Below are 9,079 nucleotides of genomic sequence, written 5' to 3'. Positions count from 1 at the left end.
GGACTGGTAGTTCAGTTGGTTAGAATACCGGCCTGTCACGCCGGGGGTCGCGGGTTCGAGTCCCGTCCAGTCCGCCATCTTTTTTAAGATCCCCTTTTTAAATATACGCCTGGTTCGAGTCCTCGGAGTGCCGCCCAACTTGAGCGCAAGCCCGGCCGTCCGCCATCTTCTTTTAGATCCCCCTGCTTCGTTCGATATTTCGTAATTAGTCTCTTTCATCTCCAACAGATCTTTACGCTCCGCTATCAGAGTTTCTGAGCCAATGTCATATCCACGTCATATTGGCTGACTATCTTTTACACATAGTCGCAGGGAAGTCTGGGAACTCGGGCAAGGATGCCTGGTCTGTTCTCCAGCGGCGACTATATTTACTTTAAGTGGCACGCTATATGCTGGATTCGTTTGAGTACTTTCTTCACGATCAGCTGTGTACTTTAAGTTGTCGCTCGGGAAGTGTTCCTGTAGTGGCAAACCAACAGGATTGGATTAACAACAAAAAGGAGATCGAAAATGTCTGATTACATTGAAGATCTGTTAGATGTCGGCTTTGACGATTACGAAGACGACTGTGATGACGCCGTAGAGATGTAACTGCGGCTCTGCCCTAGCGGCAGTTTTCCCTATAGCGGCCCGGCGCCTCGCCGGTCCAGCGCCGGAATGCGCGCTGGAATGCCGCAGCAGAACCAAACCCCAGCAAATACGCTATTTCCCCCAACGTCAGTGACGTATCCCTGATATAACTTACCGCCAGATCTTTGCGCGTTGCGTTGAGCACATCCTGATAGGTCTTTCCTTCAGCCTGAAGGCGCCTGCGAAGCGTCCAGGGCGCCATATTCAGTCGACTGGCAACCTTACTCAGCTCGGGGGTCTCACCGTCCAACAGCGGCGCCACAGTGCGGGCCACCTGCTCTGTCACGCTAAGACCGAGCCTTACTCTGTCCAGTTCGCGTTCCGCCTGTCGTTTCAGCCCTTCATGGATAGAGTGGCAACTTTGGATCACGGGTAAATTCAGTGCTTCATTTTGGAGCACTAATCGATTAGAACCGGCGCCAAAATTCACCGGACACTTGAAGTAGCGACGATAAACATCTGCATACCCCGGATCTGAAAACTCGATATCGACAGACTCAAGGATGCCATCGGTTTGCCCGCTGATGACACCAAGGATGTGTGCCCAACTCGAAAGCACCGAGTCGACCACAAACAGGTTATAGGCGTTGTAGGGGCTAACAGAGTAGAACTTAAGCGCGGGCTTACCCTCTTCTAACGTGAACGAACTCGCACCACGCGCATTAAAACTCGACAGTAGTTCAAAGCCTGCTATCGCCTGACAGGCGCGGCGGAGATCCGGAGCGGTCATAGCGACCAGGCCCGCCAGACCCAGCTGAGCTGGCCAGGTATGGCGGCCCATTTCTAAACCAAACCAAGGGGATTTGGTTTGCTGAATGGCATCGTGTCCGATGCGCATGAAACGAGGGATACTGATTCGGGTATCAGGCGATGCCAGCGTTTCAGGAAGGATATTGTACTGACCCAGCAGCGCATCCGGGTCAGCACCGAGGGTGCGCATGGTGGATGCAATCACCTCGACGTAGGTAATGCTCAGATCACCCAGCTTCATGTTTGATCAGGCGTCCATTCCATCATCGTCATCCTTCTCAGGAGTGACCTCTTCACCTTCATCCGGCTCGTAAAACTCAAGCAGGAATTGGTAGCTGAGCGAGAGTACGGTGATTGATATCAGTGTCATACTGTATATGCCAAAGGCAGCCACGATATCCGTCACCACATTCTCCAGCGACACTAACAGTAGAAATGGGAGGTTAACCAACAAAGGCAGAGCCAGCGCTACGATAACCAGGCGAGTGCCATTTCCTTTGCTCATCCGCCAGGCCCGCCCTAGATCAGAGCCCTCTGTGCCGATAGCAATTTCAGGCAAGGTAATCGACAAACGTGCGAGGATGTAAAGCATCAACATGAAGGCCGGAATAAATGCCAGACCAACCACTTGCTGCATCGCCGCAGGATCATTCGCACCGGTCACTATTCCCATAATGACTAACACTACAATAGTCACACCAAGGCCAGCGCCCACGGAAACAAAAACCAACAGCAGTGAACGAAGTAAGTAACGCCAGTCAGAGCGATTGGGAACTCGGAGTGCATTGCTAGGCCAATGAGACGAATCCTGCAAAGTGAAACGGTGCACAGTGGTCGCAAGAAGGATACTCAATAGCCCGGATATGACAGTGACTATCCAGAATTCCAAAGGAAAGCCCATCTCCATATTTCCGCCTTCCTGACCCATCGCAGCAATAATAGGCTCAGTAATAGCTGCGCTATATCTATCAAGAACCACCAGTACAAGAATAATGGGGAGAAACATACTTAATAAGCGACCGCGCTTTGCCCACAGCAAAAACAACGCGTCTTTGAACAGCTCAAATACCGGGATTCTGGCTTCCAGGCCAAGCGGACTTTTCATTCTTACTCCAACGACAAACGAGTGCTAAAAAAATGCCCCTGAACAGAGGCTCTGTCAGGGGCATTAGTTTACCTGCTTTCGGCGGTATTATCCCGCAGGCGGCACGTCACCGTGCTTTTTCTTGTGACGTGCCAGCATGCTCTCTGGTTTGAGCAGGAAGCTCGCCAGAGCAGGCAGCAGTATCAAAGCACCAAGCATGTTCCAGAGGAACATAAAGGTCAGCAGAATACCCATATCGGCCTGGAACTTAATCGGCGAGAGCATCCAGGTGGCAACACCAATGGCCAGAGTCACACCGGTAAAACTAACGGCCTTACCCGTAGAGCGCAGGGTTTCAAAGAAGGCTTCCTGCATCGACTTACCAGCCAGAATCATAACTTCGAGGCGGTTGTAGATATAAATACCGTAGTCGACACCGATACCGACACCCAGCGCGATCACTGGCAGCGTTGCCACCTTCACACCGATATCCAGGTACGTCATAAGCGCCTGACTCAGAATAGAGGTCAACGCCAGAGGGATCAGGATACAAGCCACAGCTCGCAAGCTACGGAAGGTGATAAAGCAGAGTACAAAAACAACCACGTAGACGAAGATCAACATAGTGCCCTGCGCATCAGCAATCACCTGATTCGTCGCCGCTTCAATACCCGCGTTACCAGAAGCTAACTGGAAGCGCACAGGCACCGAATCAATTTCACCCTCTTCGATCGCCTGCCCGAGCTCGTTGTAACGATAGCCGTAGAACTTCATATCGACGTCATCGTCGTAGCTGTCTTTAAAGTTTTCGACAGCGGCGACCACAGTCTCAAGCGTCTCAGCTTTGTGATCATTCAGGTAAATGATCACAGGCGCCATGGAGCAGTCTGAATTCAGCAGTGCGCCCGGTGCGCGCTGAATGGAGGTATTCAGAACTGTCTGGTTGCGCGACAACGCTGACCAGTTCAGGTTACCTTCGTTCATCGATTTGGTTACCAGCTTGGACACAGTGACCAGAGAGGTCGCAGACTGAACGCCCGGAACGTTCTCCATGTACCACATAAAGCGATCCATAGCGTCCATGACTTTATAAGCATTACAACGCTCAGGAGCCGTCTCGACCATAACAACAAATACGTCTGAACTGGTGGAGTAATTCCCGACCATAAAGGCGTTGTCTTTGTTGTAACGGCTGTCAGCGCGAAGTTCTGGCGCACCTTTATCAAGGTCACCAATTTTCAGATCCTGACTGTAATAGTAACCACCGATCCCCATTGCGATAGCGATAGCAATTGGGAATGGTGCAACCTTACGGCTGGCAAAGGCAGAGAGGCCACGCCATACCGGCGCCTTGCTCTGAGATGCTCTATACGCATGGTCGATACCCGGCTGGCTGATACCGATGTACGACATGATCACTGGCAACAGTACCAGGTTGGTCACGATGATCATTGCGACACCCACACTCGCTGCGATCGCCAGTTCCTGAATTACGCCGATATCAATAAAGAGCAGCGTCAGGAAGCCAATCGCGTCGCTGAGTAGTGCCAGCATGCCTGGGACATACAAACCACGGAATGCGTGACGAGCCGCCTGAGCAGGCGATGCCCCTTTACCGGATTCAATCGCAATGCCGTTGATGATCTGAACACCGTGACTGATACCAATCGCGAATACGAGGAAAGGCACCAGAACAGAATACAGGTCGATGGTGAATCCCATCAGCGCCAGTGAACCTAGCTGCCAGACCACTGCAATCAGAGATGCCACAATAGGAACGATGGTGCCGCGGATACAGCGGGAATAGAGATAAAGAAGAATCGCAGTCATCACCATAGCGGCAAGGAAGAAGAGCGCGATCGACTGTGCCCCCTCGAGCAGGTCACCCAGTTTTTTAGGCGTACCGGTGATATAAATACGGTACTGATCACTGCCGTATTTATTGCGGATTTTCTCTTCAAGGTCCGCGCTGAACGTTGCGTAGCTTAGTTTTTCACCCGTGTCCGGGTTGTACTCAACCAGTGGAACATTAATGATCGAAGACTCGAAGTTGTTCGCCACCAGACGACCAACCTGACCCGACTTCAAGACATTCTGACGAACCTGTTCGAGGCTGTCAGGAGAACCATCATAGGTGCTCGGAATAACCGGGCCGCCCTGAAAACCTTCCTCGGTCACTTCCATCCAACGGACGTTCGGTGTCCAGAGAGACTCCATTCCGGAGCGGTCGACACCCTTAACGAAAAAGATTTCGTCACTGATTTTACTCAGAGTATCCATGTAGTCCTGGGTAAAAATGTCACCGTCAGTTGTTTCGACAGCAATTTTTACGTTGGCTACACCACTTTTCATCTCATCTTTATGAACAAGGTAGTTCTGGATGTACTCGTGGTTCAGAGGGATATACTTTTCGATACTGGCATCCAGCGTAACCTTACTCAGGCCATAGCCAAATAACGCAGTCAGGGCCATCAGTACGACGATGACCAGCGAGCGATTGTTAAAGATCAGGCGTTCAAGAAACGGCTCCGATTCTGAAGACAGAATGTAGTGCTCTGGCTCAGAGGAGTAATGGTGCTTCTGTTCACTCATTGCCTTTCTCCCCGCTCATTTCTGCCTGACGTTGCAACAATTTGCCCTCTCTGCTTACCAATTGAATGCCAGCGTCGCCGGCAATAACGAAATGCCCGGCTTCACTGCGAATAACTGATGCTGCGCCTTTGCGGCCAGCGATGATTGTCGATTCTGCTCCTGATAGCTGAGCGTTCAGCGTCACCACGCTACCGCCGTTTCCGACTAGCATCGCACCTCGATCTGAACTGAAACCTCCCAGCAGAGTTTGCTCAGAACCGGTATCGAGCACTTGCCAGGTAATGCCGTCATCATCGGAGCGGTAGGTGTGTCCGCGCAGAGCGAAAAGAATCTGGGTATCCCCTTCATCGAGCAATCCAAAAAGAGAGCCGTCGTAAGGTGCTGACTGACCAACCCAGGTTTCACCCATGTCGTCTGATCGAAGCATAAGCCCCATTTCACCGACAATTGTCAGTGAGCGTTCGCCGACGCGGGTAATTGCGTTGAGGTGCAAGCGATTCGGGTTTGGCAGTCTTGAACTGATTTCAAACCACTCATTGCCACCGTCCATCGTCTGGAAGGCCATCCCGTACGCACCGACTGCAATACCTTCTCTCGCTGACCAGAAATACACATCAAGGAAGGGTTTGGTCGAGCCAGTTTCGAGATCGTACTCAGCATCCTGAAATGCAAATTCTGCATTCTCCAGAGCAGTCATGGCCTGCTCTACATCCATATCGGAGCCCGTTTCCTGAATTGCTTCTAAGCGCTCTTCCGCATTTGTCAGGTTATTCCGTGCCGACCTCAGCATCGCTTCATTGGCTTTGAAGCCGTCAAACTGTTTCGTCCAGTTTGATCCACCGTCCATCGTGTTGAGAATCACGCCGTCATGGCCGACAGCCCAGCCATTCTGTTCATCAGCAAAATCAACGGAAGTTAAGGTTGTGGTTACAGGAACGCTACCCTGACTCCAGGTGAAGCCGTTGTCTGTTGAAACGATAGCGTGGCCGTAGGCACCAACACTGACAAGCGCTTGACCACGATCTGTAACATCAAGTAACAATGATTCATGCGCCTTGTCGGACGACATTGCAGGTGTCTGGAGAGGATCCTGCCACTCTGCGAATGCTCCGGTTGATGTAGCCAGAGCCCCGCTAATGAACAGACCCGAGAGGAGGCTTAGCCCGCTCTTTTGGTTGCCTGCCCATGGCCTGACCAAATCAGAAAACATATAAAACCCCGTATTATTAGCATTATTAAAGCGGCGCTAGTCTAGCGGACAGCCCTACCACTGACTAACACGCTCTTGTTACGTTATGTAACCAAACTGGCGCTTCCCGCACCTTACTGCTACGCCCCCTTGACAGTGAAAATTACCGGGGAGGTGTTATCGGCGTCCGCGTCGACGCAATTCAGCCGGTGTGAAGTAACGGTCACCCGGAGGTGGGTTACTGTAGTCAATTTCTTCGGGCTCTTCGTTCATCAAGCCCTGTACATGGTAGCGGCGGTCGAGAAGATCATGGAACACATCCATGCCAGTCCAGGTCACCGGTAGCTCATAATACGTCTTAATATAGGCCATGCTCACACGCCACAACTGGCCATTCATATCGTACTGATCTGCTACCGCAATGCTCCAGGTATCTTCATCAATATAGAACACTCTTTTGCTGTAAACATGCCTCATACCATCTTTAAGCGTACCTTCAACGACCCAGACACGATGTTTTTCATAGCGGGTGTATTCTGGGTTGAGATGCCCTGGGCGCAGAATATCGTTGTAACTTGCCTCATTCGAGGTGAGACGATAGTTATTGTATGGAATGTAAATTTCGCGTTTATCGATAAGTTTCCAGTTATAGCGGTCCGGCGAACCGTTATAAATGTCCGTGTCGTCGGCATAGCGTAAGCCATCGGCAGCGGCAATAGGCGTGTCGTACGCAAGGTTAGGGGCACGACGTACACGACGCTGACCAGCGTTGTAACCCCAAGCCTGCCGGGCATCGTTTGCCTGGTTAAGAGGTTCATGGACCAGTACCGCACCACCAGCGAGACGCGCTGGTGCTTTGGTCACAGACAGATAATAGAAAAGTAAGTTATCCAGCTCTTCAATCGTTTTATCCTGACGGTAGTAGTTGAATTCAACCTGTTGCTCTACCGTAGTCGGTGTGAATTTGCCGTCCTGATGAACTGCAACCTCTGAAGCCTGCAGCTGCAGGTAGGTGCCACGCCAGCGAGTAATGTGATTCCAGACCGCCTGAACACCCGCCTGATTTTTATTATCACTCAGGATGGGGAACGGAATACCCGCGTACGAATAAAGAAGCGAGTTACCACCGTCGGCCAATTCGGCGCGTAACGCATTCTTATAGGTGTTTTCATACACCCACTCAGGTGCCGCTGCGGTACGACGAGTCTGGTATACGGGCATTTTGAAGGTGTCAGGGTATGTCCTGAACATCTCTTTCTGCCCTTCTGTCAGATTATTGCTGTACTGATTCATGTTCTGAGCAGTCACAGTAAACAGAGGCTGGTCGTCCGGAAATGGATCAGGGTGATGTTGCCCTGGCTCTTTGTATTCAACCGGCGGCAGAGTCAGTCCACCCCGCCATGGGGGAATATCACGACCGTTGCCCTCGCGCTGCCCACCCATGGGAGTGAGGACAGACTTAAGCCGTTCGGCTTCAGAAACTGAGACAGAGGCATAGGCCTGAGACACAAACATACCACCCGCCACGCATAGCGTGGCAAGCAATGAGGAACCGCGTTTTACACGGATGACACCTGAAAGATCCATCAGATCAGTTTTCCTTAAACCAAACTCTTACTAACAACTTCATACACGTCTTTCGAGAGACTGCCGCTATCCATGATTCGTTGCAACTCAGCTTTCATCAAGTGTGACTGACTTGGCACTAAACGCTTCCAGCGGGTCAGTGGCGTCAGGAGTCGTGAAGCTATCTGAGGGTTGCTTGCGTTCAAACGGATAACTGCATCTGCCAGCAGACGGTAACCACGGCCATTTTCACTATGAAAATGACACAGTGCCTGATTCGCAAACGCACCAATGACTGAGCGCACCTTGTTGGGGTTGCGCCAGTCGAATGCTTCGTGCTCCAGCATTTTTTCAATATGCTCCGGCGAGCCCAATCGTGAAGAGCCACACTGGACTGCCAGCCACTGATTTACAACCAGTGAATCGTGTTTCCACTGCTCGTAAAACGCATTCAGTGCTTCCTGCGCTTCAGCTTCATCACCGCATGTCACGAGAACACGCAGTGCCGCCATCTGATCGGTCATGTTGTCTGCACTGTTAAACTGCGCCTTAGCCGCTTCGATACCATCCGAAGATGCGCGCGCCCAGTACGAAAGCGCAAGATTTTTCAGCGAGCGACGCGCCATATCAGCCGGTGCAGGCTGGTATTCGGCAGGGACATTCAAGCGTTCGTAGCAAGCCTTAAAGTCTTCGTTTAACGCTTCAGCCACCTCAGACAGAACCTGCTCACGACCATTGTGAATAGCGACAGGATCATAAGACTTCCGCGTTTCTGCGATGTACGCCTCGGATGGCAATGCCATCAGGTAAGCAACCATCGCCGGGTCCAGACTCTCGTCACTGATTACACTGTGCAGTGCATCAATGTCTTCTTTAACGAGCTTAAAACGCCCTTTCTCCGCCAGCTCAATCCAGTGCAGCATCAGTTGCTGTCCGGCATCCCAGCGGTTAAAACCATCACTGTCGTGCTGCAACATGAAGCGCAACGCAGACTGGCTGTGCTGATAATTAATACGCACCGGCGCGGAGAAATCGCGGAACAGTGACACAACAGGCTCTTCGATCACGCCACCGAAACTGAAGGTCTGCTCGGCCTCGCGGAAATGCAGAACCTGGCTTTCTTCGGTCCACGAATCGGCTTTGTCCGGGCGAATTTCCATATCTTCGCCGCTGTGAGCAATAAAGCCCAACTGAACAGGAATCCACAGCGGCTTCTTATTCGTTTGCCCTGGTGTGTCAGGGGTACTCTGGCGCAGATTAATAGTCAG

6 protein-coding genes and 1 tRNA gene are annotated in these 9,079 nt (G+C 51.5%); 1 reads left to right on the top strand and 6 read right to left on the bottom strand.

Annotated elements, in window-relative coordinates; translation table 11 throughout:
• Positions 1–77 (top strand) — tRNA-Asp (locus B2067_RS09450).
• Between the two features lie 527 nt (positions 78–604).
• Here B2067_RS09450 and B2067_RS09445 read toward each other — a convergent pair.
• From B2067_RS09445 to B2067_RS09420, 6 genes are all read right to left on the bottom strand, one after another.
• The gene (locus B2067_RS09445; RefSeq protein ID WP_297530539.1) at positions 605–1,621 is read right to left on the bottom strand and encodes an AraC family transcriptional regulator; all 1,017 of its coding nucleotides are present in this window, start codon (positions 1,619–1,621) and stop codon (positions 605–607) included.
• 6 nt (positions 1,622–1,627) lie between these two features.
• Complete coding sequence (locus B2067_RS09440; protein ID WP_068442096.1) at positions 1,628–2,485, bottom strand: hypothetical protein; 858 nt, start codon at positions 2,483–2,485, stop codon at positions 1,628–1,630.
• Between the two features lie 87 nt (positions 2,486–2,572).
• Complete coding sequence (locus B2067_RS09435; RefSeq protein ID WP_414716534.1) at positions 2,573–4,936, bottom strand: efflux RND transporter permease subunit; 2,364 nt, start codon at positions 4,934–4,936, stop codon at positions 2,573–2,575.
• Positions 4,937–5,048: 112 nt separating this feature from the next.
• Positions 5,049–6,125: a YCF48-related protein gene (locus B2067_RS09430; RefSeq protein WP_068442090.1), complete on the bottom strand. Its 1,077-nt coding sequence runs from the start codon at positions 6,123–6,125 to the stop codon at positions 5,049–5,051.
• Positions 6,126–6,422: 297 nt separating this feature from the next.
• Positions 6,423–7,832 (bottom strand): DUF1329 domain-containing protein, encoded by a 1,410-nt coding sequence (locus tag B2067_RS09425; protein ID WP_301179973.1) that lies wholly within the window; start codon positions 7,830–7,832, stop codon positions 6,423–6,425.
• A 14-nt stretch (positions 7,833–7,846) separates the two neighbouring features.
• Positions 7,847–9,079, bottom strand: a 1,233-nt coding sequence (locus tag B2067_RS09420; RefSeq protein WP_301388249.1) for a DUF3458 domain-containing protein, incomplete at its 5' end; no start/stop codon positions are given.

Origin of the sequence: Thalassolituus sp. UBA2590, assembly GCF_002339775.1 — a bacterium.
GTDB lineage: Bacteria > Pseudomonadota > Gammaproteobacteria > Pseudomonadales > Oceanobacteraceae > Thalassolituus.
Note: the sequence above shows the minus strand (reverse complement) of the source record. Positions and strands in the feature narration are given on the sequence as shown.

Bases quoted from the DNA above. Each gene is read 5' to 3' on its own strand.
- B2067_RS09445 (WP_297530539.1), bottom strand. From the start codon at position 1,621: ATGAAGCTGGGTGATCTGAGCATTACCTACGTCGAGGTGATTGCATCC.
- B2067_RS09425 (WP_301179973.1), bottom strand. From the start codon at position 7,832: ATGGATCTTTCAGGTGTCATCCGTGTAAAACGCGGTTCCTCATTGCTT.
- B2067_RS09430 (WP_068442090.1), bottom strand. From the start codon at position 6,125: ATGTCGTCCGACAAGGCGCATGAATCATTGTTACTTGATGTTACAGAT.
- B2067_RS09435 (WP_414716534.1), bottom strand. From the start codon at position 4,936: ATGGCCCTGACTGCGTTATTTGGCTATGGCCTGAGTAAGGTTACGCTG.
- B2067_RS09440 (WP_068442096.1), bottom strand. From the start codon at position 2,485: ATGAAAAGTCCGCTTGGCCTGGAAGCCAGAATCCCGGTATTTGAGCTG.